This window comes from Actinoplanes sandaracinus, assembly GCF_030009775.1.
Lineage (GTDB): Bacteria > Actinomycetota > Actinomycetes > Mycobacteriales > Micromonosporaceae > Actinoplanes > Actinoplanes sandaracinus.
The window spans coordinates 279,923-304,585 of the sequence record NZ_JASCTH010000001.1 but is presented as its reverse complement, the minus strand read 5'-3'; the positions used below and the strand labels follow the sequence as shown (position 1 = coordinate 304,585).

18 protein-coding genes and 1 pseudogene are annotated in these 24,663 nt (G+C 67.1%); 15 read left to right on the top strand and 4 right to left on the bottom strand.

Annotated elements, in window-relative coordinates:
• Positions 1–34: 34 nt before the first annotated feature.
• On the bottom strand, positions 35–1,087 hold the full coding sequence (locus QLQ12_RS01410) for an XdhC family protein (protein ID WP_282756574.1): 1,053 nt from the start codon (positions 1,085–1,087) through the stop codon (positions 35–37).
• Between the two features lie 119 nt (positions 1,088–1,206).
• Here QLQ12_RS01410 and QLQ12_RS01405 point away from each other — a divergent pair, with 119 nt between their 5' ends.
• From QLQ12_RS01405 to QLQ12_RS01370, 8 genes are all read left to right on the top strand, one after another.
• Positions 1,207–2,082, top strand: a complete 876-nt coding sequence (locus QLQ12_RS01405) for an FAD binding domain-containing protein (protein ID WP_282756572.1) — start codon at positions 1,207–1,209, stop codon at positions 2,080–2,082.
• Between the two features lie 4 nt (positions 2,083–2,086).
• A complete protein-coding gene (locus tag QLQ12_RS01400; RefSeq protein ID WP_282756570.1) occupies positions 2,087–2,584 on the top strand; it encodes a (2Fe-2S)-binding protein in 498 nt (165 codons plus the stop codon).
• A complete protein-coding gene (locus QLQ12_RS01395) occupies positions 2,581–4,974 on the top strand; it encodes an aerobic carbon-monoxide dehydrogenase large subunit (protein WP_282756568.1) in 2,394 nt (797 codons plus the stop codon). Before QLQ12_RS01400 ends, QLQ12_RS01395 begins: the two co-directional genes overlap by 4 nt.
• 203 nt (positions 4,975–5,177) lie before the next feature.
• Entirely contained in the window at positions 5,178–6,155 is a 978-nt protein-coding gene (locus tag QLQ12_RS01390; protein WP_282756566.1) for an XdhC family protein, read from the top strand.
• Positions 6,156–6,210: 55 nt separating this feature from the next.
• Positions 6,211–6,783 carry a nucleotidyltransferase family protein gene (locus tag QLQ12_RS01385; protein ID WP_282756564.1) on the top strand — a complete coding sequence of 191 codons (573 nt, stop codon included), beginning with the start codon at positions 6,211–6,213 and terminating at the stop codon, positions 6,781–6,783.
• Positions 6,770–7,705: an AAA family ATPase gene (locus QLQ12_RS01380; RefSeq protein WP_282756562.1), complete on the top strand. Its 936-nt coding sequence runs from the start codon at positions 6,770–6,772 to the stop codon at positions 7,703–7,705. The genes QLQ12_RS01385 and QLQ12_RS01380 overlap by 14 nt, the downstream gene beginning before the upstream one ends.
• Before the next feature lie 157 nt (positions 7,706–7,862).
• Positions 7,863–9,134, top strand: a complete 1,272-nt coding sequence (locus QLQ12_RS01375) for an SRPBCC family protein (RefSeq protein WP_282756560.1) — start codon at positions 7,863–7,865, stop codon at positions 9,132–9,134.
• Positions 9,121–10,341, top strand: coding sequence for a vWA domain-containing protein (locus QLQ12_RS01370; protein ID WP_282756558.1), 1,221 nt, complete (start codon positions 9,121–9,123; stop codon positions 10,339–10,341). The genes QLQ12_RS01375 and QLQ12_RS01370 overlap by 14 nt, the downstream gene beginning before the upstream one ends.
• Here the strand turns inward: QLQ12_RS01370 and QLQ12_RS01365 are convergent.
• Positions 10,321–10,587 (bottom strand): hypothetical protein, encoded by a 267-nt coding sequence (locus tag QLQ12_RS01365; protein WP_282756556.1) that lies wholly within the window; start codon positions 10,585–10,587, stop codon positions 10,321–10,323. The genes QLQ12_RS01370 and QLQ12_RS01365 overlap by 21 nt on opposite strands.
• A 101-nt stretch (positions 10,588–10,688) precedes the next feature.
• Positions 10,689–12,401 (bottom strand): DUF6119 family protein, encoded by a 1,713-nt coding sequence (locus QLQ12_RS01360; RefSeq protein WP_282756554.1) that lies wholly within the window; start codon positions 12,399–12,401, stop codon positions 10,689–10,691.
• 127 nt (positions 12,402–12,528) lie between these two features.
• Between QLQ12_RS01360 and QLQ12_RS01355 the strand changes: the two genes are divergently transcribed.
• Genes QLQ12_RS01355 through QLQ12_RS01335 form a run of 5 tightly spaced genes read left to right on the top strand, consistent with a single transcriptional unit; the run spans position 12,529 to position 21,777 of the window.
• Positions 12,529–13,899 carry a hypothetical protein gene (locus QLQ12_RS01355; RefSeq protein ID WP_282756552.1) on the top strand — a complete coding sequence of 457 codons (1,371 nt, stop codon included), beginning with the start codon at positions 12,529–12,531 and terminating at the stop codon, positions 13,897–13,899.
• A complete protein-coding gene (locus tag QLQ12_RS01350) occupies positions 13,896–15,881 on the top strand; it encodes a type I restriction-modification system subunit M (RefSeq protein ID WP_282756550.1) in 1,986 nt (661 codons plus the stop codon). Before QLQ12_RS01355 ends, QLQ12_RS01350 begins: the two co-directional genes overlap by 4 nt.
• Entirely contained in the window at positions 15,878–17,101 is a 1,224-nt protein-coding gene (locus QLQ12_RS01345; protein WP_282756548.1) for a restriction endonuclease subunit S, read from the top strand. The genes QLQ12_RS01350 and QLQ12_RS01345 overlap by 4 nt, the downstream gene beginning before the upstream one ends.
• Positions 17,098–20,223: a type I restriction endonuclease subunit R gene (locus QLQ12_RS01340; protein WP_282756546.1), complete on the top strand. Its 3,126-nt coding sequence runs from the start codon at positions 17,098–17,100 to the stop codon at positions 20,221–20,223. The genes QLQ12_RS01345 and QLQ12_RS01340 overlap by 4 nt, the downstream gene beginning before the upstream one ends.
• Before the next feature lie 51 nt (positions 20,224–20,274).
• Entirely contained in the window at positions 20,275–21,777 is a 1,503-nt protein-coding gene (locus QLQ12_RS01335) for a protein kinase domain-containing protein (protein WP_282756544.1), read from the top strand.
• Between the two features lie 287 nt (positions 21,778–22,064).
• Here the strand turns inward: QLQ12_RS01335 and QLQ12_RS01330 are convergent.
• Positions 22,065–23,464, bottom strand: a pseudogene (locus tag QLQ12_RS01330) (IS701 family transposase).
• Between the two features lie 362 nt (positions 23,465–23,826).
• Here QLQ12_RS01330 and QLQ12_RS01325 point away from each other — a divergent pair.
• Both QLQ12_RS01325 and QLQ12_RS01320 read left to right on the top strand, forming a co-directional pair.
• Complete coding sequence (locus QLQ12_RS01325; RefSeq protein WP_282756540.1) at positions 23,827–24,222, top strand: type II toxin-antitoxin system RelE/ParE family toxin; 396 nt, start codon at positions 23,827–23,829, stop codon at positions 24,220–24,222.
• Entirely contained in the window at positions 24,219–24,533 is a 315-nt protein-coding gene (locus tag QLQ12_RS01320) for a transcriptional regulator (RefSeq protein WP_106131576.1), read from the top strand. Before QLQ12_RS01325 ends, QLQ12_RS01320 begins: the two co-directional genes overlap by 4 nt.
• The last annotated feature ends 130 nt before the right edge of the window (positions 24,534–24,663 follow it).

Below are 24,663 nucleotides of genomic sequence, written 5' to 3'. Positions count from 1 at the left end.
GCCGACGGGAGGACTCGGCAGGCCCGGCCGGGAGTCAGGCGGGGCCGTGGATCGGGGCGGTCAGGTCGGTGAGCGGGCTGCCCGAGCCGCCCCACGACAGGGCGACGATCTCGGCGGCCACCGCCACGGCGGTCTCCTCCGGAGTGCGAGCGCCCAGGTCCAGGCCGATCGGGGCGCGCAGGCGGGAGAGGGCGGCCTCGGAGACGCCCTCCTCGCGAAGCCGCCGCACCCGGTCCGCGCAGGTGCGGCGGCTGCCCATGGCGCCGATGTAGCGGGCCGAGGTGTGCAGAGCGACCCGCAGCAGTGGAATGTCGAACTTCGGGTCGTGGGTCAGCACGCACAGCACGGTCCGCTCGTCGACGTGGGTCGACTCGAGATAGCGGTGCGGCCACTCGACCACCACCTCGTCGGCGTCGGGGAAGCGGGCCGGTGTGGCGAAGACGCCCCGGGCGTCGCAGACGGTGACCTGGTAGCCGAGGAACTTGCCGATCCGGGCGACCGCCGCCGCGAAGTCGATCGCCCCGAAGACGATCATGCGAGCGGGTGCGGCCCAGGACTGGACGAAGACCTCCTTCTCACAGGCCGTGACGACGGCGCTGCGGCCGTGCGCGAGCAGCCCACGCGCCTGCTCGGCGGCGACGCGGTCGAGTGAGAGGTCGCCGAGGGTGCCGTCGGCCCGGTCGGGCCACACCACCAGCTGCGCGCCGGGCAGGGAGACGGTGGCGACCGGCCGGCCGGCGGCGATGTCCGGCAGAAGGGCGTCGGCCAACGGCATGGCCGAGGACGGCTGGATCATGACTTCGATGGTTCCGCCGCAGGTCAGGCCCACTTCGAAGGCGTCACCGTCGCTGACGCCGTACGTCTGGGACTGGGCTTTCCCGCTCGCGAGCACGTCCTGCGCCGCCGCGTAGACGGCGCCTTCGACGCAGCCGCCGGAGACGCTGCCGATGACCTCGCCGTGCTCGTTGACGGCCATGGCCGCGCCCGGCTGCCGGGGCGCCGACCGCCAGGTGCGCACCACCGTGGCCACGGCGAAATCGACACCGGCGGCCCGCCAGGCCAGCAGGCCGTCCACGATCTCGCGCATCCCAGCACCTTCCGTGATCATCTTTCGGTAGTCAACGGCGACTTAAGACATCCCTTAGGTCGCTGTTGACATTGGACGCCGAGGGCGGGAGGGTCTGCGCGACTCGCTGGAGGTGCAGGGTGCAGGTGCCGGCTCCATTCGAATACGAACGTGCCACAAGCGTGGATCAAGCCATTGGGCTGCTGGAACGTCTGGGTGGTTCGGCGCGGCTGGTAGCCGGTGGCCACAGTCTGCTGCCGATGATGAAGCTCCGGCTCGCCAACTTCGAATACCTCATCGACATCAACGATCTGCACACCGAGCTCGGCTACATCAGGCTCAGCGACGATGAGGTGCGGATCGGGGCCATGACCCGGCATCGTGAGCTGCTGGAATCGGATGTCCTGGCCGATGTGTTCCCGATCTTCGCGGACGCGGAGAAGGTGATCGCCGACCCGGTCGTGCGCAACCGTGGCACGCTCGGCGGCTCGCTCTGCCAGGCCGACCCGTCGGAGGACCTGTCGGCGGTCTGCACGACCCTGGACGCGAGCTGTGTCATCCGGGGCCCGGGCGGCTCCGAGCGGCTCGTCACCATGGAGCAGTTCTACGTCGGGCCCTATGAGACGGCCGTCGCGGACAACGAGATCCTCACCGAGATCCGGATCCCCCGCAAGAACCTCCCGGTCGGCAGCGCGTACGCCAAGGTCGAGCGCCGTGCCGGCGACTGGGCCGTGGTCTCCGCGGGCGCCGCCGTGTGGCTGGACGGCGGCCGCATCCGCGACGCCCGGGTGGGGCTGGCCGCGGTCGGCCCGAACACCACCGGCCTCCCGGAGATCTCGGCGGCGCTGCGCGGGCACGAGCCCGACGAGAGCCTGTACGAGCTGGCCGGCGCGATCGCCGCGCGCAGCTGCGACCCGGTCACCGACTCCCGCGGCAGCGCCGGCTACAAGCGGCACCTGGCGGACGAGCTGACCCGGCGCACCCTCCGTAAGGCCGTGGAACGGGCGAGGAGCTGAACTCATGCAGGTCACGATGACCGTCAACGGGGTCGAGTACTCCCGTGAGATCGAAGGCCGCATGCTGCTCGTGCACTTCCTGCGCGACGTGCTCGGCCTGACCGGCACCCACTGGGGCTGCGACACCAGCAACTGCGGCGTGTGCGTGGTGTGGATGGACGGTGAGCCCGTCAAGTCGTGCACCGTGCTCGCCGCGATGGCCGGCGGCCACGAGGTGCGCACCGTCGAGGACCTGGCCGACGGCGCCGAGCTGGACCCGATCCAGGAGGGCTTCCGGCAGTGCCACGGTCTGCAGTGCGGTTTCTGCACGCCGGGCATGCTGATGACCTGCCGGGCGCTGCTCGACAAGAACCCGGACCCGACCGAGGGCGAGATCCGCGAGGCCATCTCCGGCCAGATCTGCCGCTGCACCGGTTACTCCTCGATCATCCGCTCGGTCCGCTGGGCCGCGGTCCACGAGGCTACTTCGGCCCGGGAACAGCAGGAGGTGGCGGCCCAGTGAGCACGACACAGGACGCCAAACTCACCGAGTTCGACGACAACGACCAGAAGCCGATCGGTTTCGGCCGGATGCTCCGCAAGGAGGACGCCCGCCTGCTGCGCGGCCGGGGCCGGTTCGTCGACGACGTGCAACTGCCCGGCATGCTGCACCTGGCGATCCTGCGGTCGCCGTTCGCGCACGCCACCATCGTCAGCATCGACACCAGCGCGGCCGAGGCGTCGCCCGGTGTGAAGGCCGTCGTCACCGGCGAGACCCTGAAGGGCCTCGGCCTGGCCTGGATGCCGACCCTGTCCAACGACGTGCAGGCCGTGCTGGCCACCGACAAGGTGCGCTTCCAGGGCCAGGAGGTCGCGTTCGTCGTCGCCGAGGACCGGTACCAGGCCCGCGACGCGCTCGAACTGATCGACGTCGAGTACGACGTGCTCGATCCGGTCATCGACGTCCGCAAGGCGCTGGAGCCGGACGCCCCGATCATCCGCACCGACCTCGAAGGCAAGACGAACAACCACGTCTTCGACTGGGAGACCGGCGACGAGGCCGAGACCGACCGGGTCTTCGCCTCCGCCGACGTCATCGTCACCGAGGACATCGTCTACCCGCGTGTGCACCCGGCCCCGATGGAGACGTGCGGCTCGGTCGCCGACTTCGACCCGGTCGAGGGCAAGCTCAAGCTCTGGTCGACCACCCAGGCCCCGCACGCGCACCGCACCCTCTACGCCATCGTCGCCGGCATCCCGGAGCACAAGATCCAGGTGATCGCGCCGGACATCGGCGGCGGCTTCGGCAACAAGGTGCCGATCTACCCCGGTTACGTGCACTCCATCGTCGGCTCCATCGTCACCGGCAAACCGGTGAAGTGGATGGAGGACCGCTCGGAGAACCTGATCAGCACCGGCTTCGCCCGCGACTACATCATGCGCGCGGAGATCGCGGCGACGAACGAGGGCAAGATCCTCGCGATTCGTACGAACGTGCTGGCCGACCACGGCGCCTTCAACGGCACGGCCGCCCCGGTGAAGTACCCGGCCGGCTTCTTCGGCGTCTTCACCGGCAGTTACGACCTGCAGGCCGCGCACTGCAAGATGACCGCCGTCTACACCAACAAGGCGCCGGGCGGTGTCGCGTACGCCTGCTCGTTCCGCATCACCGAGGCCGTCTACCTGGTCGAGCGGATCGTCGACGTGCTCGCCTACGAGCTGCAGATGGACCCGGCCGAGCTGCGGCTGAAGAACTTCATCCAGCCCGAGCAGTTCCCCTACACCACCAAGACCGGCTGGGTGTACGACTCCGGGAACTACGAGCCCACCATGCGCCTCGCCATGGAGATGGCCGGTTACGACGAGCTGCGCAAGGAGCAGGCCGAGAAGCGTGCCCGGGGCGAGTTGATGGGCATCGGCATCTCGTTCTTCACCGAGGCGGTCGGCGCCGGCCCGCGCAAGAATATGGACATCCTCGGCCTGGGCATGGCCGACGGCTGCGAGCTGCGGGTCCACCCGACCGGCAAGGCCGTCGTGCGGCTCTCGGTGAAGACACAGGGCCAGGGACACGAGACCACGTTCGCCCAGATCATCGCCGAGGAGCTGGGCATCCCGCCGGCCGACATCGACGTGGTGCACGGCGACACCGACAACACCCCCTTCGGTCTCGGCACCTACGGCAGCCGGTCCACCCCGGTCTCCGGCGCCGCGGCCGCCCTGGTGGCCCGCAAAGTGCGCGACAAGGCGAAACTGATCGCCTCGGCGATGCTCGAGGTGTCGGTCGCCGACCTGGACTGGGTCAAAGGCTCGTTCCAGGTCAAGGGCGACCCCGGCATGTCGGTCACGATCCAGGACATCGCGTTCCGGGCGCACGGCGCGGGCGACCTGCCGGACGGTGTCGAGGGCGGTCTCGAGGCGCAGATCTGCTACAACCCGTCGAACCTGACCTACCCGCACGGGGCGTACATCTGCGTCGTCGACGTCGACCCCGGCACCGCCGAGGTCAAGGTCCGCCGGTTCATCGCGGTCGACGACTGCGGCACCCGGATCAACCCGATGATCATCGAGGGGCAGGTCCACGGCGGTCTCACCGACGGCGTCGGGATGGCCCTGATGGAGATGATCTCCTTCGACGAAGACGGCAACTGCCTCGGCGCCTCGCTGATGGACTACCTCCTCCCCACCGCCCTGGAGGTGCCCGACTGGGAGACCGGCTTCACGGTCACCCCGTCGCCGCACCACCCGATCGGCGCCAAGGGCGTCGGCGAGTCGGCCACCGTCGGATCGCCGCCGGCGATCGTCAACGCGGTCGTCGACGCGCTCAAACCGTTCGGCGTCCGGCACGCCGACATGCCGCTCACCCCCAGCCGGGTGTGGGACGCCATGCGCGGCCAGGCCACCCCGCCGATCTAGGCATTCCCCCGCCGGGGGCCACGCCCCACCCGTGGCCCCCGGCGGCCCCCCCCAGGCCGGAAAGAGGGGTAAGCGCTGACGCCCCTCCCCGAACGGCCGGCCGCGCCCCCCCCCCCCCCCCCCCCCCCCCACCCCCCCGGGGGGCCCCCCCCCCCCCCCGGGCCCCCCGCCGCCCCCCCGCAGACCTTCATGAGGAGTACGCGATGACGCCGATCGCCGATCGGGCGCATGAGCTGACCGTCGCGCGCCGGCCGTTCGTGCACGCCACCGTCGTCCGCGCACAGGAACCCACCTCCGCCCGGGCCGGCGACGACGCCGTGATCCTCGCCGACGGATCCATCGAGGGCTTCGTCGGCGGCGTCTGCGCGGAGACGTCGGTGCGGGCCGCGGCCATGGACACGCTGCGCGACGGCAACACCGTCCTGCTGCGGGTGCTGCCCGAGGACTCGGCCGCATTCCCGGACACCCCCGGCGCGCGCGTCGTCGTCAACCCCTGCCACTCCGGCGGGGCCATCGAGATCTTCCTGCGGCCGGTGCTGCCGAAACCGCTGATCGCGGTCACCGGAGACACCCCCATCGGTACGGCCGTCGCCGCCCTCGCCGAATTCCTCGACTTCACGGTGACGTCCACCTGTCCGGGCGCCACGGCGGTGGTCGTGGCCGGGCTCGGCCGCGACGAGGAACAGGCCATCCGGGCAGCCCTGGACGCGTCGGTCGCCCACATCGCGCTGGTCGCCGGCTACCGCCGGGCAGCGCTCCTGCTCGACGCGATGGGCCTGACCGCCGACGAGCGCGCCCGGATCCGCCCGCACGCCGGAATCGACATCGGTGCCCGTACTCCCAAGGAGATCGCCCTGTCGGTGCTGGCGGAAGTGGTCCGGGAAATGCGGACCGGCGGCCTCGCCGCGCCCGCGGTGACGCCCGCGCCGAAGGCCGCGGCCCATGCCGAGGCCGCCGCCCTCGCGAAAACCGGGCCCGAATTCGTGGCCGGCCCGACCCTGCCCGTCGGGCCGGCCACCACTGCTCCTCCGGAAGTCCCCGCGGCCACCGCCGTCGATCCCGCCTGCGGAATGACCGTGGTCATCGGCCCGGAGACGCCGCACGGCGTCGTCGACGGCGAGGACTTCTGGTTCTGCTGCCCCGGCTGCCTCGAGAAGCACACACGCGGCCGAACGTCATGACCGGGCCTTCCGGTCATGACCTCCTGGCCCTTGCTTCGCCGCGGTGCGGTCGGTCATGACGGTCAGGGGTCTGGTGCTGGCCGCGGGTGGCTCGCGGCGGCTCGGCCGGGCCAAGCAGCTGTTGCCGTTCCGCGGCCGCACGCTGCTCGACGCGACCCTCGACATGGCCCGGGCCTGCGGCTTCGACGAACTGCTGGTCACCGTCGGCGCTTCGGCCGAGGAGATCCGGGCCACCGTCGACCTTTCCGGGGTACGGGTGATCGAGAACCCTTCGTTCTCCACCGGCTGCGGCTCGTCGATCAGTTCGGCGATTCCTTTCGTCTCATCGGAACGGCTCGTTCTGCTCCTCGGCGACCAGCCGCTGGTCCGCCCGTACGACGTCCGCCGCCTTTCTCTGCTCTCCGCGCCCCTCGGGGTGTGCCGCTATGCCGACGGCCTCGGGCACCCGTTCCTGTTCCACCGCTCGGTCTTCCATGAACTGGCGAACCCGCACGGCGACAAGGCGGTGTGGAGACTGCTGCACTCCGGCCGGCACCCGGTGACCGAGATGGACGCCGCCGGCGCCGTGCCGATCGACGTGGACACCATCGACGACTACGAACGGCTGCTGTCGAGTGAACAATCCTGAAGAGGTCATCCAGCGCCTGGACGCCGTCGACTACCTGGCCGACGACGGCCTCGCCATGGCGATCTTCCTGGCCCTGCGGCTCGGCAAGCCGCTGCTGCTCGAGGGCGAACCCGGAGTCGGCAAGACCGCGGCCGCCAAAGCCCTCGCCCAGGCCCTCGACACCCCGTTCCTCCGGCTGCAGTGCTACGAGGGGCTGACCGCCGGCGAAGCCCTGTACGAGTGGAACTACCAGCGCCAGCTCCTGCACATCCGGCTCGCCGAGTCCCACGGCGCCGCACTGGATGACAGTTCCCTGTTCACCACCGAGTTCCTGCAGGAACGGCCCATCCTGCGCGCTGTCCGACACGACGGGCCGACCGCGCCCGTCCTGCTGATCGACGAGATCGACCGGGCTGACGACGAGTTCGAGGCACTGCTCTTCGAGTTCCTCGGCGAGGCCGCCGTCACCATCCCCGAGCTCGGCACCTTCGCCGCGACCCGGCCGCCGGTCGTCGTGCTGACCTCCAACCGCAGCCGCGACCTGCACGACGCGCTGCGCCGCCGATGCCTCTACCACTGGATTCCCTTTCCCACCCCGGACCGTGCGGCGTCGATCGTGCGTCGCGCGGTCGAGGGCGCCTCCGACCCGCTCATCCGCGACGCGTGCGAGTTCATCGGCCGGGTGCGGGGGCTCGACCTGGACAAGGCGCCCGGGCTGGCGGAGACGATCGACTGGGTCTCGGCGCTGGCGGCGCTCGGCGTCACCGAACTGGTGGCCGGGGATGTGCTGCGCACGATCGGCGCCATCGCCAAGACCCCCGACGACCGCGATCTGATCGGCGGCGCCCTGCCGTCCGCTTCGCCGTCCGCCCCGTCGTCCGCGTCGTCGTCCGCGGGTGTCGGATCGCCGGCCGGTGGGCCGATGGCTCCGCCGACGCCGTGACCCAACGCTCCCGCCCCACATCCCTTCCGCCTGGATGTCCGCTGTCGCCGCACACTCGCTTCCGCTGCATCTCCGCCTCCGCTGTGACCCCTCGCTTTCGCCGCGATTCCTCGCTGATGCCGCAACCGTCGTTGCGGCCGCAAGTCAGGAGAGTCCATTGAAGATCACCAACGAGTTCACCGTGCCGATCCCGATCGACCAGGCCTGGAGGGTGCTGACCGACCTCGAAGGCGTCGCCCGGTGCATGCCCGGCGCCCGGCTCACCGGCGTCGACGGCGAGATCTACCAGGGCAGAGTGAAGGTCAAGGTCGGCCCGGTGATCTCGGACTTCTCCGGAACCGCCCGCTTCGTCGAGAAGGACCCCACCGCTTACCGTGCGGTCATCGACGCCAAGGGCCGCGACGCCCGCTCCGCCGGCAACGCGGCCGCCGTGATCAGCGCCGCCCTGACGGCCGACGGCGAGAACAGCACCAAGGTCGCCGTCGACACCGACCTGAAGATCAGCGGCAAGCTGGCCCAGTTCGGCAGCGGCATGATCAAGGAGGTGTCGGCGAAGCTGCTGGCCCAGTTCGTCACCAACCTCGAAGCCAAGCTCGCCGCCGACCCCGCTCCTGCCGGCGATCCAGGTTCCGCCTCGAACCCGGCTCCCGCTGCTGCCTCCACCTCCACCTCCACGTCTGGTCCCGCTGCCGTTCCCCACCCCGAACCCACTCCCGTTACCGATCCGGATCCGGCCCTCGCCGCCGTGATGGAGCCGGGCGCGGCTCCGGCCGCTCCAGCTTCGCCGGCTGCTTCGGCTTCGCCGGTCGTTCCGGATCCATCCGCAGGTGAGGTGGAGCAGGCGGCGGGCCGGATCGAGACGGCGGTGGGCACGCCGGAGCCGGTCGCGCCGCTCCGTACCCCGAATGCGGACCTGCCCGCCGCTGCCGCTGATGTTTCCGCGACATCCGGCACCGCCGCTGTCGGCACCGCGCCGGGCAGTGCGGTGCCGCTGGCCGCGGCCGCTCCGGCGTCTGCCCTCGAGCCCGGCGCCGCTCCTGCCCCACCGGTCGTGCCGGATCCTTCCGCGGGCGAGGTGGAGCCGGCGGCAGGCAGGATCGAGGTGGCGGAGGGCACGCCGGAGCCGGTCGCGCCGCTGCGCACCCCGATTGCCGATCTGCCGGCGGCCGCTGCCGAGGCTGCCACTGCACGGGGCGATGCCGCCGCACCTGCCGCTGTCGGCGCCTCGACGGCTGCTGCTCCGGTGGCCGCCGCCCCGGTGGACGCGGCTACCGCGTCCACCGGGCGGTTCGTGCGGAGCGAGGAGCCGGAGCCGCTCGATCTGCTCGACATCGCCGGCGGTTCGATCTACAAGCGGGTCATCCCGGTAGCCGTCGGTGTCGTGGTGGCCGCCGCCGCTGTCATCGTCTGGTTCGTTGCCCGCGACTGAGCCCGCCCCGGGACTGCTCCGGGGCACCGACCGGGCCGCGTTCGCCGTAGCGTTCGTGGCCCGGCTGCGCCGTGCGGGCCTGCCGGCCGGCCTCACCGAAACCGACGACCTGGTCCGGGCCTTGGCGGTCAGCCCGCCGGCGTCCCGGAGCATTCTGTACTGGACGGCCCGGGTGGCAGTGGTCCGCCGCCACGCCGACCTGGCAATCTTCGACCGCGTCTTCGCGACGGTCTTCGACGGTGGCCCGCCGTTGCCGTTGACCCGTTCCGCCGTACCCCCGAATCGCCGTGACGACGGCGTGCATGTCACCGTCCCGGGAACCGGCGACGAGCCCGCCGCCGGAGGCGAAGGCCTGCCCTGGGCCACCCTGCCCACCATCGTGTCCGCCGGCGGGCCATCCACCGGCGACGATGAGACCCACCTGCCCGAGCCGCGCCCCAGCGCCCTCGCGGCCCTCGCCGCAAGCCCGTTCGAGGACCTCGACCAGGCCCAGACCGCAGCCCTCGGCGAGGCGTTGCGGGCCGCCCTGACCCACTGGCCCCAGCGCCGCAGCCGCCGCCACAGTCCCGATCCCACCGGCCGCCGGGTGGCGTTGCGTCCTACCATCGCCCGGGCCCGCCGCACCGGCTGGGAGGCGATCACGGTGGTACGGGAGCGCCCGGTCGCCCGCCCTCGCCGGGTGGTCCTGCTCTGCGACGTGAGCGAGTCGATGCGCGCCCAGGCGGCCGCCTACCTGCAGATGATGCGCGCGTTCACGACGGTCGCCGACGCCGAGGTGTTCGCGTTCGCCACCCGCCTCACCCGCCTGACCGTCCCACTGCGCCACACGTCCCCCCGGGAGGCCGTCGACCAGGCCGGCGCCGCGGTCGCCGACCGTTTCGGCGGCACCCGGATAGCCGCCAACATCGCCGCCCTGCTGGACTCCCACCACGGCAACGCGGTCCGCGGCGGCGTGGTCCTGATCGCCTCGGACGGCTGGGACAGCGATCCACCCGCCGCGATGACCGCCGCGATGGCTCGGTTGCGCCGCCGCGCGTACCGAATCCTGTGGTTGAACCCTCGCGCCGGCGTGCCGGGATTCGCCCCGAGTGTGGGCGGCATGGCCGCCGCCCTCGGGTTCTGCGACCGGCTGCTCCCCGCCGCGACCTTCGCCGACCTCACCGAAGCCGCTCGCCACCTGCGGAAACTAGCCACAGCAAGGCGTTGATCGAGCCGACGCCCGAAGGATGCTGACGATCCGCCCGTCGAGTGGCATGCCGAGCCAGCCGGGCAGACCGGCTTGGGCCACGGCCTGCAACTGAGCTACCAGTCGCCGCAGTTCACCATCGGCCGCCGCACCCGCGAACTGGTCATTCTCCAGCCCTCCGACCGCCGCTTCCGCGTCAAGTAGCAACGACGCGGCCTGCCGATGCAAATCCACCGCTCGCCCAAGAAACTGCGCGATCGAACCCATCGCGGCCCTCCCGTAGCGATGCGGCATCAACCGGCCGTCACCCTATCGGACGAAGGCACGCCGCGTCATCGGAGGATCTCTATGGGTGTTCGTTGTCTCCTCTATGCCGAGGGGATGGCCACGACCTCAACGTCGATCATCGAGGCGCGCAGATGACGTACCGCCCGCCGCATAGCGACCTGGGCAAAGGTGAACAGTGTCTGCGGCGTCAGAGGGTCACCGGACTTCAACGCGATCGCGTATACGACCTTCGTAGGCATGAAATTGAGCGGAACCGTGCGCTTGCCATCGGAGACTTCCTCGACACGCGCCGCGAACCGCTCACGTGCCTGCGGCTCGGTCTGCAGCGTGTCCGCCGAGACGACGCCCTGGGCGAAGAGGTGACTGAGCAGGGACGAACGATCGGCGCGTTTGACGTGGATTAACTCGTCGGCGGGACCGAGCAGGTCGCACACCTCTATGCCCTGGCCCCAACTGTGCAGCCCGGAGCGTACGAACTTCTGGTCGAGGCACAGGTAGCCGGGCTGTGCGGCGGCAATCTTGTTGTAGACCTCTTCAGAGACGGTCGAGTCCCAGGGCGGCAGCGTGATGGAGGACGGCGTGGTCAAGAGCGTGTTGATCTCAGCGCGGAGGAAATCAAGGTACCGTTCGCCGATCTCGTACCACTGCCCGTCAAGGTAGATCATGCGGGATGCGCCCGACGGGATCTCCGCTGTCAGCCACCGGTGCGCGGACACCTCGACAGGCTCCGGCTGGCCGTCGATCGCGATGCCAATCGTTCCGGTCTTGAGCGTGTTCAGGCGCCTTCCGTCGCCGCGTGTGCGAACCGTACGCAGCACATCGTCGAGGTCGATGTCGTCGACGATAGCCGGACGGAATCCGGGGATGGCGATCCGGAAAGCATCCGCCGAGGCGACGTACTCGGCCAGGCCGGAGGGCAGCGACAAGCCAGCCCGTACCGGATCGTCCTGGCCGAGCAACTCGTCGAGCGCCTTGTTCAGGCGCTCAGTGCGGAGTCCGGCTTTGACCGGCTGCACCTGGGCGATGAATTCGAGTTCGGGGTCGGGGGAGGCCGTGGCACAGACACAGCCGATGCTGCGCAAGTCTGCGACGAGCCCATCCGGATCGGTGCTCAGCGGTACCTGCAACGAGTCGCTACCGGTAACGGTCGGCAGCCGCCGGCCCGAACGGACTGCGGCCAGGGTGGAAGCCTCGGTGAGCCCACCCTTGATCTGGCCGATCATCTCGCCGAAGGTCTCCACCGCGAAGGCACGAATCGGCTGGCCGCCAAGCACGGTGCTGTGGTCGACGCGCCCTCTCGCGTCGAAGACGCGGCGCTGGAGGGCCTTGATCGTGCGGGGATCGATGCTGCGGATCGCGAAGTGAATCCCGAAGCCGGGCTCGACGAGGTCGGAGCGGAAGAGATGACGGCCGACGTGACCAAAGGCGAGCCCGTACACGTTGTCGTCGAGGGCAAGCAGGATGGCGCTGCCCGCGCTGCTGTAGCCGATGGCGACCTCGACACTGGTCAGGCTGGTGACGACATGGCACCAATCGGCGGATTCGCACGGCACGGTGCCGTGGACGAGCAGGGCAGGAAGTCCCGCGATCATCACGTCGTCCTCGACGGTGAAGTCCTTCTCATCGAGGTAATCCCAGTTCAGCGCAGCCCGCAATCCGTCACGGTTCGCGGGCGTGGTGAGGCGGTAGACGGTTGTGCGGTGTACCTCCACGGCGCGGCCTGCCTTGGCCGGCGTCACCTGAAGCGGTACGAACGGCAGCGTCAACTGCTGCACTCCGGGGGTGTTGTCCACAGTGCTCCTTCGGTTAGCGTCGTGAACACAGTACACAGTTCACGTGTTCACAGTGACAGTGTTGCCCCTTCCGTGAAAACGGGCAAGTGTGTACGCTCTTGTGAACTAGTGCAGAGAGCAGGTGACGGTGAGCGGCGACGAACTGACAGCAGTTGAGATAGCTCGGCTCGCCGACGTAGGCCGAGCTGCGGTATCGAACTGGCGTAAGCGCCACGCCGACTTCCCGCAGCCGGTCGGCGGATCGGCAAACAGTCCTACCTTCAGCCGGAGAGAAGTTGAGCAATGGCTCGCCGCGAACGGCCGGGCCATCAGCGGCCAGCCCGCCTCCAAGCCAGCACCTACAGGGGAAGGCGACGACGTCCTTGCACAGGTCCTCCGCTCGCTGATACCCGACGGCCGGACGATCCTCGATCCGGCCGGCCCGGCAGGGCTGCCGTCGCACCGGCCGGGCAGCGCCGAAGTGGTGGCGTGTATCGCCCCGCAGGAGGCGCCGCCTCCAGATGCTCCCATCGGCGAGTTCGGCTTGCCGGGACGCAACGATGTCGCCCTGGCGTGGGTGCAAGTCTGTCTCGCGTACACCCCAAAGGGCGGCACCGCTGTCGTGGCCGTGCCGTTCTCGGCGGCTGTACGCACGACAGGCCGCCGCATCCGCGCCGAACTGCTGCGGGCTGGTGTGCTTCGCCAGGTCGTCGGACTGCCGGAGCTCCCTGGTGGGCTATGGCAGATCTGGGTGCTCACCCGGCCCAGCGGACGGCCGACATACCAGGTGCGGATGGTCGACCTCTTCGACCGTACAGCTGGGCAACTGCCGAACTCGCCAGCCGATTGGGACGCCATCTATGCGGATGAGCTGTGCACTCGAACCGTGCCCTCAATCGAACTGCTGGATGAGGAGGTATTGCTGGTGCCGTCCGGGCACGTCGCCGGTGAAACCGTTGACGTCCGGCGTCACCTCGACACGGCCCGCGTCTCCTACGCCCGTGCGGTCAACGGGCTGGCGCGAGAAGCGCCCACGTCGACCGACGCCACCGGCGCACCGTCGTGGCCACTGGTCACCGTTGTCGAACTCATGCGTACCGGAATGGTCACCATCTCGCGTGGGGAAGCGGAACCCGGCGACGTCTTGGTCCGGTCCGAACATGGAGAGTTCATGCCCACGGTGGCCACCGAAGCGGTTGGTGACACGGCCGGCGCAACGGTGCTGCGCTGCCAGCCAGACGTCCTAGACCCTTACTTCCTGGCCGGATTCCTCCGGTCAGATGTCAACCGGCGTCATGCGGCCGGTACCTCCGGCGGCACCTACCGGCTGGACGTCAAACGTGCCCGCGTGCCGCGCATGCCACTGCCTGACCAACACCGATACGGTGTTGCGTTCCGCGAGTTGATGGCCTTCGACGCCGCAGCCACCGCGGTCGCACACACGGCCCAGGAGGTCACCCGCACCACCATCCAAGGCCTGACCAACGGAACCTTCGCACCACCTTCGCGAGAAAAGTGAGCCCTGAGTTGACCACACCTCAAAACCTGCCAGGTCTCATCTGGGACATCGCCGAGTTGCTGCGCGGCGACTACAAGCGCTCGGAGTACGGCAAGGTGATTCTGCCGCTCACCGTGCTGCGCCGTCTCGACTGCGTGATGGCGCCGACCAGGCAGGCCGTCTGGGACACCGACGCGAAGCTGACGATGAGCAACAAAGACCAGATGCTCCGGCTCGCGGCCGACTTGCCGTTCTACAACACGTCGCAGCAGGACTTCGACTCGATCGTGTCGTCCCCGTCGGACGTCGCCCAAAACCTCATCGACTACATCAACGGTTTCTCGCCCAACGCCCGCGAGATCATCGATAAGTACGACTTCTACGCGCAGATCGAGCGGCTCACCACAGCGAAGCTGATCTACAAGGTTGTGAAGCGATTCACCGAGAAGGATCTCGATCTGAGCCCAGACGTGGTTGACACCCATGAAATGGGCTACGTCTTCGAGGAACTCATCCGGCGTTTCTCGGAGGCCTCCAACGAGACGGCTGGCGAGCACTTCACGCCGCGCGAGGTCATCAAGCTCATGGTGAACCTGCTGATCGGGCCTGACAGCGCTCATCTGACTGAGCCGACACCGGTTATCAACGTCCTCGACCCGGCGTGCGGCACGGGCGGCATGCTCTCAGCCGCCGAGGACGTCATCACCAACCTCAATCCCGGCGCTCAGGTACATCTGTTCGGTCAGGAACTCAACCCCGAGTCGTATGCCATCTGCCGGTCGGACATGATGCTCAAGGACCAGAACCCCTCGAACATCTATCTCGGCAACTCCTTCACGAACGACGGTCACACCGACCGGCGGTTCGACTACATGCTGGCCAACCCGCCCTTCGGCGTGGAGTGGAAGAAGGTCAAGGCAGAGGTCGAAGACGAGGCGCTGATGGGTTTCGCCGGCCGCTTCGGGGCCGGGCTGCCGCGCATCAACGACGGATCGTTCCTCTTCCTCCAGCACATGATCTCCAAGATGCAGCCGAAGGAGAGTGGCGGTTCCCGCATCGCCATCGTCTTCAACGGCTCGCCGCTGTTCACGGGTGCCGCCGAGTCCGGCGAGTCGAACATCCGCCGATGGATCCTCGAGAACGACCTGCTCGAAGGCATTGTCGGCCTGCCCGACCAGCTCTTCTACAACACCGGTATCTCCACCTACTTCTGGATCCTGTCCAACCGCAAGGACCCTTCCCACAAGAACAAGGTTATCTTGCTGGACGCCCGCGACCAGTGGCAGAAGATGCGCAAGAGCCTGGGCGACAAGCGCAAGGAGATCAACGAAGAGCAGATCGCGCAGATCACCAGCGTCTACAGCAACGCCCTGAGCATCGCTTCCGATGCCACGCACGCGCACCACTCCAAGGTCAAGGTTTTCGACACTACCGAATTCGGCTACCAGCGAATCACCGTAGAACGCCCGCTGAAGCTCCGGTTTGAGATCACCGACGACACACTCGCCGCGCTCGTGGAGAACAAAACTCTCGCGAAGTACGAGCACAGCGACGCCCTTATCGGCGCCTTCAAGACCTTGACCGGTACGGTTTGGCACGCGAAAGCCGCTGCCAAGGATGCTCTGCTGTCGGCCGCCGTCGAAGCCGGAACGGTATGGCCCACGGCCGCGCCGCTGACCAAGGCCATCTGGTCGTGCATCTCGGTCAGCGATCCCGCGGGCGAACTGCAGACCCTCAAGGGCGAGACAGCCCCCGACCCGGACCTGCGCGACTACGAGAACGTCCCCCTCAACGAGGACATCCACTGCTACTTCGAGCGCGAAGTCAAGCCGCACGTCCCGGACGCATGGATCGACGAGACCAAAACTAAGGTCGGGTACGAGATCCCCTTTACCAGACACTTCTACGTATACAAACCGCCGAGGCCGCTCGCCGAAATCGACGCTGAACTTCGAAAGCTGGAGTCTCAGATTCAAACGCTCTTGTCCGAGGTGACTGAGTGAAGATCAAATATTTGGGCCGCATCAATGGCAGATCTCTGCCCGAGAACACCGATCCAAACTTCGAGTTCCACTACGTCGACATCTCTGCTGCTAACAGCACGGGAAAACTGAACCTTCCCGCCAACGCGATCGGATTCGGCCAAGCGCCTTCCCGCGCCAGGAGAATCGCACCCGCCGGAAGTACTGTCATTTCGACAGTACGCACTTACCTCAGAGCCATCGCGTTCGTCCCAGAGTCGGCCGTCCCGTTGATTTTCTCAACAGGTTTTGCAGTGATCGAGCCGCTCGACTTCATCGATGCAAGGTTCTTCTCGTACGCATGCCAGTCCGACTCAGTCGTCCAGGAGATTGCGGCAAGGTCAACCGGCGTCAGTTACCCCGCAATCAATCCGAGCGAAATCGGGAACATTGACATTGTGGTTCCGTGCCTGGAAGAGCAACGGCGGATCGCTGAATTCCTTGATGCTGAAATGGCCCGCATTGACGATGCGCTAAGTGTTCGACAAGCGGCAAAGGGAGTACTCGGCGAGCGGTTTTCGGTTTTGATCGATGAGGTATGCGAAAAGCTCAGCACGGCGCACGGGACCATGCCGTTCCGCCGTCTGATTTCAGGGATCGAGCAAGGCCATAGTCCGCAATGCGAGAATATTCCGGCCGAGCCCGACCGGTGGGGTGTGCTCAAGGTAAGTGCCGTGAAAGACGGCATGTTTTTCCCAGCTGAGAACAAGATGCTGCCGTCAAACCTTGCGCCCGAACGTCGCTATGAGATCGCCGACGGCGACCTGCTGGTAACGCGAGCAAACACACCTAATCTGGTTGGTTCCGTAGCAGTCGTACATGATCCGCCAGCCAAGCTTTTGCTCTGCGACAAGATCTTCCGCATTGCTGTGCATGAGCAGGTCGTCCCAGAATTTATCGCTTTGATTAGCCGCGGCAGCCGCATCCGCTCTTTGTGTGCCCAAATGTCACACGGCACCTCGCCATCAATGGCAAACCTTAAGTCGCAGGACATCAAGGAGTGGCCGATTCCGATCGCGCCGGAGGATGTACAGCGGGAAACCGTGGCGCGGTTTCGGGCTGAGTCGCAGTTGATGGAGAAGCTGCGTGACCTAATCGACACTCAAATTAAGGTGTTGACGGAGAGGCGGCAGGCACTTATTACGGCGGCCGTGACGGGGCGCCTCGACGTGACTACAGGGCGGGAGGCTGAGTTGTCGTGAACTCTGCGGTGCACAAGGAAGAGGTGTTCGAAGCGGCCATCGAGGCGGAGATGGTTAACCCTGCCGGAGGATGGGATCGAGGGCTGCAGAACGGCTACCGGCCGGAGTTGGGGCTAGACGTCGGGGAGCTCAAAACGTTTCTCGGCAAGACTCAGCAGCGTGCGCTAGACAAACTAGAGACGGCTTATGGTGATCGCGAGACTTCCCGGGAAGAGCTGGCGAAGCGCGTCGCCTCGGAGATCGACAAGCGCGGTGCGCTGGACGTGCTTCGAAACGGAGTCAAAGATCGTGGGGTCACGGTACAGCTCTGCTACTTCAAGCCGGGGCACACTCTAGCGGCCGGGGCGCTCGACAACTACCGCGCGAACCGGCTTACCTTGGTCCGTCAATTGCGTTACTCGGCAAAGACGCAGGGCGAGTTGGACCTCACGCTGTTCGTCAATGGGATCCCGATTGCGACAGCCGAGCTGAAGAACACGCTGACCGGGCAGAACGTCAGCGACGCTATCGCGCAGTACCAGCAGACGCGCGATCCGAAGGAACTGATCTTTGCTCGGCGTACCCTCGTGCATTTTGCTGTTGATCCGCACGTTGCGTTTCTGACGACGCGCCTGGCCGGAACAGACACCCGGTTCTTGCCGTTCAACGTCGGGACGAACGGGCCTGGGCGGTCCGGCGGCGCGGGTAACCCGCCCGCGTCTGAGGACAGCTACCAGACTTCCTACCTTTGGCGGCAGGTGTGGCAGCGGGACAACTTCCTCGATCTGCTGCACCGGTTCGTGCACGTCGAGGTGCCGAAGCGGGGCCAAGCTAGCCCACACACCAACCCGATCATCTTCCCGCGCTTCCACCAGTGGCATGCGGTGAAGCAGATGACCGAGCACACGCTGCGGGAGGGCGCCGGCCACAACTACCTGATCGAGCACTCGGCCGGCTCCGGCAAGTCGAACACCATCGCCTGGCTGGCGCACCGACTGTCCACGCTGCACGACACGGCGAACAAGCCGGTCTTCGACAAGGTCATCGTCATCACCGACCGTGTGGTTCTGGACCGACAGTTGCAGAACACGATCTACCAGTTCGACCACGTCGCCGGCGTGGTCAAGAAGATCGACGAGGATGCGCAGCAGCTTGCGAACGCGCTGACCGGCGCCACCGCCCGTGTCATCATCACCACGCTGCAGAAGTTTCCCTTCATCCTCGACAAGGTGTCGAAGCTGAGCGAGCGGCACTACGCGGTGATCATCGACGAGGCGCACTCGTCGCAGTCTGGCGAGTCGGCCAACGCCCTCAAGAAGGCGCTCGGCAGGCTTGGCTCCGACGACATCGACGACGACGGCGACCCGCTCACCGCGTCGGCGCTGGCCCGAGGCAAGCATGCCAACCTGTCGTACTTCGCGTTCACGGCCACGCCGAAGCAGAAGACTCTGGAGATCTTCGGCGTCCGTAACCCGGAGACCAAAAAGATGGAGCCGTTCCACGTCTACTCGATGCGCCAAGCCATTGAGGAGGGCTACATCCTCGACGTGCTGCGCAACTACATCACCTACGAGGCCCGATGGCGGTTGGCCAACGCGGCCGTCGAAGCGGCCGAGTCCGCCGACCCGGAGGTCGACCCCAAGAAGGCCAAAGCCAAGCTGGTACGTGCCGCCGAACTGCACCCCGAGTCGCAGGACCAGCGTGCACAGATCATCGTCGACCACTTCCGCAACGAAATCGCCGACCGGATCGGCGGCCGGGCCAAAGCGATGGTTGTGACCCGCTCCCGCGAGCACGCGCTCAAGCTCTACCAGGCGATGCGCCGCTACGTGGACCGGCGTGGGCTGATCGACTGCGCCCCGCTGGTCGCTTTCTCCGGCACGTTGTCGATCGCCGAGTCGCCGGGCGAGGACCCGATCGACTACACCGAAGCACGCCTCAACGGGATCTCGGAGGCAGGACTTGCGGACGCGTTCGCGTATACCCAGGTCGACGACCCACAGGCCGCCGCTCGCAAACAGACCGAGTACCGCATCCTGATCGTGGCCGAGAAATATCAGACCGGCTTCGACCAGCCGTTGCTGGCGGCGATGTACGTAGACAAGCAGCTGTCCGGCGTCGCGGCCGTGCAGACGCTGTCCCGGCTTAACCGCACCCACCCGGCCAAGTCTCAGGACGACGTGTTCGTGCTCGACTTCGCGAACAAGGCTGAGGACGTGCAGGCCGCGTTCAAGCCGTACTTCGAGACCACGATCACCGAGCCCACCGACCCGAATCTGCTCTACGACAAGCAGCGCAACGTCATGGATCATCAGTTGATCGTCGACAGCGAGATGGACGCCTTCGTGGCCGCGCTGTTCAGCGCCGAGGACCCTGCGATCACCGAGAAGCAGCGGCAGCAGTCCCACGCCGAACTCAACCGCTGGCTGGAACCTGCCGTCGACCGGTTTAAGGCGCTTGCCGAGGCCGACCGCGACCAGGCCGAGACGTTCCGGTCGGAGGCCGGCGACTACGTGCGGGCGTACGGGTTCCTGGCCCAGGTCGTCGGATACGCCGACCCCGACCTGGAGAGGCTCTATCAGTACTGCCGGTTCCTGACTCGCCGGCTGCCTCGTGAACCTGGCGCTGGCGTCGACATCGGCGACACCACCCTGAGCCATTTGCGGATCCGGAAGATCGGCGAGGAGAATCTGTCGCTGGAGCCGTCCGGTGAGCAGCTGATCGCCGGGTTCGCGGCGGTAGCGGGTCCGGCACGAGAAATCGAGGAAGTGCCGCTCAGCGAGGTCATTCAGGACCTCAACGAGCGTTTCGGATACGACCTGTCCACCTCCGATCAAATTCTCATCGCCCAGCAGATCATCACGCTGGCCGAGGACGAGAAGATGCAGCAGGTCGCACTCAACAACGACATCGACAAGTTCGCTCAGGTCGCAGACCCGGAACTCGACAACATCGTGGCCCGTAACCACGAGCGGAACACCGATTTCGTGAACCGGTACTTCGATGACGCTGACTTCCAGAACATTGTGCGCAGCGAGGCACGGCGCCGCGCCTACCGGCTGATCCAGAACCCGGCGCGGACCGAAGCGCTGCGGCAGCTCCGTGCGCAGGCTCAGCGCCGTGTCGACGAGGCCGGTGATTGACAGGCATGAGACAGTGGACGCTCCGTGACTGGGGTTGAGCGGAGACCGGGCGTGGACGAGGACTGGATTCTGGCTGACCGCTACCGGATCGGCAGCCCGATCGGTAGCGGCGGCATGGGGCACGTGTGGGAAGCGCACGACCTGCAACTGGATCGTGACGTCGCTGTCAAAATCATGCGTCAGCCGGCTGTACCTGGTGGTACTCCGGAATCCGCGGAACTCGCGGCTGCCGCTGCCACCGACCGCGAGCGCTTCTTCAGGGAGATCCGCACCACCGCCCGACTCGAACTCTCCGGCGTTCCCGCGGTGTACGACGTCGGTGTGGACCCGGCGAGGGATCAACCGTTCCTGGTCATGCAGCTCATCCGGGGCGCGACGCTCGATGACCTCATCATCGGCTTCACCCGGGAGGAACCGGCGCCCCTGTCATGGTGCGCTGCCGTCGCGGCGCAGGCCGCCGCGACGTTGGCCGAGGTGCACCGGGTCGATATCGTCCACCGCGACATCAAACCCTCCAACATGATGGTGCACGCCGACGGGCAGGTGAAGATCCTCGACTTCGGTGTCGCGTTGCTTCAGGGCGTGCAGGCGCTGCCGAAACTCACCCAGCTCGGCATGACCGTCGGCAGTCCTCCGTACATGTCCCGTGAACAGGTTCTCGGTAATCCGGTCGGTCCACCGAGCGACATCTACGGCCTCGGCTGCGTTCTGCACGAGATGCTCACCGGCCGGGTTCCGTTCACCGAATCCAGCAGCCGGTCCTACCGGGACCATCACGTCAACACCCCACCACCGTCGCTTCGCTCCACCCGACCGGACGTGCCGATCGACCTCGATGATCTCTTCCAGGCGATGCTGTCCAAGACGCCGACCTCTCGGCCCTCCGCGGCCGCCGTCTACGAGGTTTTGCTGCCACTTGCGCAAGTCGTCGCTCGGGCACTCGACGACGACGATCCCCGGCGTCCGTTCCTGCGCCCCTTGGCACCGCGAGGGCCACGCAAGTCCACACCCAAGGTGCACCGTGCGCCGATGACGATCGATGAAGCCGTCGATGCCATCGAACGTAGCGCTGCACTGGCCGCCGAAGAGCAGCTTCATGCGGCCATTGATTTGCTCGACGAGGCTGCCGCGCGACCGACGGGAGTGCCAGCGGCAGATTTGGAGGTGAGGCTCCGGCTCGGATCATTGCTGCATCTAGCCGAAGAGCACACGCGTGCTGTCGCCGTGTTGGAGGAGGTGCTGCCCAACCTCGAGCAGGACGAGCAGGCTACAGAGCTGCGCTATCAGGCGGCCATTAGTCACACCGCGATCGGCAACTTCGAGACCGCAGTGCGTTACCTGCGAGCGGTTCTCGCTGATGACACCATCGACGGCACCCTGCGGCGCGACGCGTCGTATCAACTCGGAATGCTGCTGCCCGAACTCGGCGAGGCAGCGGATGGCATACATCTGTTGGAGTCCCTGCGTCCTCAGCTCGTCGCTGATTTTGGTGGCGACTCTGTTCACGTCAGGACGCTGGATCGCCGAGTTGCGCAGCTCAAGCGATTGACGTGACCTGTTCCCGTGCAACTGTCGGATCGGTTGCCTGCGGCTCCTGTTCGGTTCCGGAACAGCCTCAGCGAGTTCGCCAGTCCTCGTGAGGCTCGACCGTGTCGTTACCACCCGCCCACGTCATGCCGCAAACCGGGCATTCTACGTACCAATCGTCGCCGCCGGTCTGAAATTCCACGTTTCCCTTTTGTCCTGTTCCCGGACAAGTAAGGGACGGGTCAATCTCAGCGGGATACATCGTTCCTCCGATCCGTCATTGATATGGATCATAGTACGGCAGCCGCCATTTGCTAGCTGGCCAGGACATACTCTCGCCGGAGGCGTGCGCGTTGGTGGAACCAGCGTGCTCGGGCCTGGTGACGGCGACGCCAGTTGCGCCAGTGGATGTCGTGGTCGGCTGGTTTCGGCTGGCGCAGTGCTGCGGCCAGTAGTCGTTTGGTCTCGGGAACCGTCAGCGGGATCATGCCGGGCTCGGCGGGTGGTCGCTGGCCCGGGGTGTTCGGTGAAGGAGCCTGGGTGTCGGTGCGGTCTTTGAGCTGGCGGCGGCGACGGCACAGATCGCCAGGGCGGCCATGACCAGCACGGTGTGCCGGGCGATGGCGGTGTGCAGCCGGGCCTGGCATTGGTCCAGGCCGAAGGAGTCCTTGGCGAACTCGAAATCCTCCTCGACTGGCCAGCGCAGCCCGGCGGCACGTACCAGCCGGGCCTTGGTCAGGATCTGTCCTGCGGGCACGTAGCAGTAGTGGAAGGCCAGCTCACCGGAGCGCAGGTGGCGGCGGACCAGCAGGTGGTGCCGTGGTGAGACGGTCGCAATCCACGCCCAGGCGTACCAGCGCTGCCCCTTGGAGCCTGCGCCGGCCGAGCGGATCTCCCACCGACGGTCGTCGGCCAGTAGCAGGGTGACAGCCTTCGCGCAGGTCAGCCGGGGTTGCGGGTTCAGCGCGAGCATGAAGGTGGACGCCACCCGCAGCACGTACGCCTGGTCATGTTGTTCGAAGAACTCCCGCAGCGCGGTGCAGTTGCCGTACACCTCGTCGCCGCAGGCGACATCGAACCGGACACCGACGGCGTACGCGTCGGTGCACAGGTCGATGGCCAGCTGGCCTTTGGTACGAAACTCCAGGTCAGCGGGCAAACCCATCGATGCCGTGACCGTCGGATCAGCGATCTGCTCATCGGGGATCCACTGCCGGGCGCCGATCAGCGCATGCCCGGTGCGTTCTCGCACGTACGACAGGTGCACGGTGTTGATGCCGTTGGCGATCCGGCTCGCACAGCCCAGGTACTGCCGTTTCACCCCGGCCGTCGCGGTACCGGCCTTCTGCTGGCCGGTCTCGTCCAAAGCGGCGATCCGCAGCCCCCGGCGTCGCCTGCGGTCGGCCACGGTATCCAGGCCGTCCACGGCGAACCGGCGGACCCGGCCCATCACCGCCGACGCGTCCCAGACCGCCCGGTTGAGCAGCCGCTGTGTCCGATCGGGCGTACGGTCGCCGACCTGCTCCGCGATGGTCCACCCGTTGCGTTTCGGGATCTCGCTGACCAGCGCCGACACGTACCGGCCGGCGTGCTGCCAGGTCTGCGTCCGGGCGAAACACGGCCGCACCAGCTCCAACAGCACGGCCCGTGCTCCGACCGTTCGCTCAGCCTCTATCCTGGCAGCAGCAGCCGCCTTCGATCCTGTTGTCCTCACAAACACATGATCAACAGGCGGCTGCGTCCATGTCGGACACCACCCCCACCGCATCCCAGCAGGTCAGACTGCTAATGGCGGCTGCCGTAATAGGCTGTTCTAAGGCTTGATCCATCAGCGGATGCCGGAATGGCCGGATGCCACGAACGGCCCTCAGGGCGCGCTCCGACCCGCTCACATTCCATCCTGAATGCGGCGTGAGCTGGTAAAACGCCCCGGTAGTGGGCTGCCGGCGACGGCCGTGGTGTGGTTCGCATGGTGCAACGTCCGGCCCACAACTCGTTGACTAGCAACTCCGTGTAGGCCAACTGATGCATTGCGCAAATCGCGTGTCGGTGTTTAGTCCGAGCTATAGTCAGGTCATGCCTGAGGGTTCACCGCGTCGATGGTCGATCAAGACCACGGGTGACGTGCGGGAATGGCTGCGAGCATTACGGCAGTCCGACCCGGATGTCTACCGTTCGGTGAACGTCGCCATCGACATGCTCGCTGAGATCGGGCCAGGTCTGGGACGCCCGCTGGTCGACACGTTGCAGGGATCGAGCATCGGCAACCTCAAGGAGCTGCGGCCGAGGTCGGGCCGGGATGTCGCGATCCGGGTGTTGTTCGTGTTCGATCCCTGGTCGCAGGCGGTGCTGCTGGTGGCTGGGAACAAGGCAGGCGATTGGACTCGGTGGTACCGGACGGCGATTCCGATCGCCGAGACAGCGTACGAGGGTTGGCTCGCTGCGGAGAGAAAGCGTAGGGAGAGCTCATGAGCGAGTTCCACGATTGGGAGGACCTCCGTGCGGAGCTGCACGACGGGGACGACGAAGCCATCGAGCGGGAGCGAGCCCGGACCGAGGCCTGGGTCAGTGCGTTTCATCTGGCCGAAGAGCGCAAGCGCCTGGGGCTGACTCAGAAGCAGGTGGCTGAGCTCATGGGTGTCTCGCCGGGGCGAGTGAGCCAGATCGAGAACGGCGACCTTGATGTCAATGAGGTGGCGACGCTGAGCCGGTATGCGCGGGCGCTGGGTGCCCGGATGCGGATCATCTTCGATTACGGCAGCGACCTTCGGCAGATCGCCTGAAGCCGAGCATGGGGCGTTCACGATCGAGGGTTCGCGGCTGTACGGCGGAGACGGCTGCGGCGCCCGCGGAAGCTTTCGACGTCTCCGGGCCGGCCACGGCGTGAGCATTCCGTACGTGTACGACGCCCGG

Bases quoted from the DNA above. Each gene is read 5' to 3' on its own strand.
- QLQ12_RS01385 (WP_282756564.1), top strand. From the start codon at position 6,211: ATGACGGTCAGGGGTCTGGTGCTGGCCGCGGGTGGCTCGCGGCGGCTC.
- QLQ12_RS01390 (WP_282756566.1), top strand. From the start codon at position 5,178: ATGACGCCGATCGCCGATCGGGCGCATGAGCTGACCGTCGCGCGCCGG.
- QLQ12_RS01325 (WP_282756540.1), top strand. From the start codon at position 23,827: ATGCCTGAGGGTTCACCGCGTCGATGGTCGATCAAGACCACGGGTGAC.
- QLQ12_RS01410 (WP_282756574.1), bottom strand. From the start codon at position 1,087: ATGCGCGAGATCGTGGACGGCCTGCTGGCCTGGCGGGCCGCCGGTGTC.
- QLQ12_RS01365 (WP_282756556.1), bottom strand. From the start codon at position 10,587: ATGGGTTCGATCGCGCAGTTTCTTGGGCGAGCGGTGGATTTGCATCGG.
- QLQ12_RS01400 (WP_282756570.1), top strand. From the start codon at position 2,087: ATGCAGGTCACGATGACCGTCAACGGGGTCGAGTACTCCCGTGAGATC.
- QLQ12_RS01320 (WP_106131576.1), top strand. From the start codon at position 24,219: ATGAGCGAGTTCCACGATTGGGAGGACCTCCGTGCGGAGCTGCACGAC.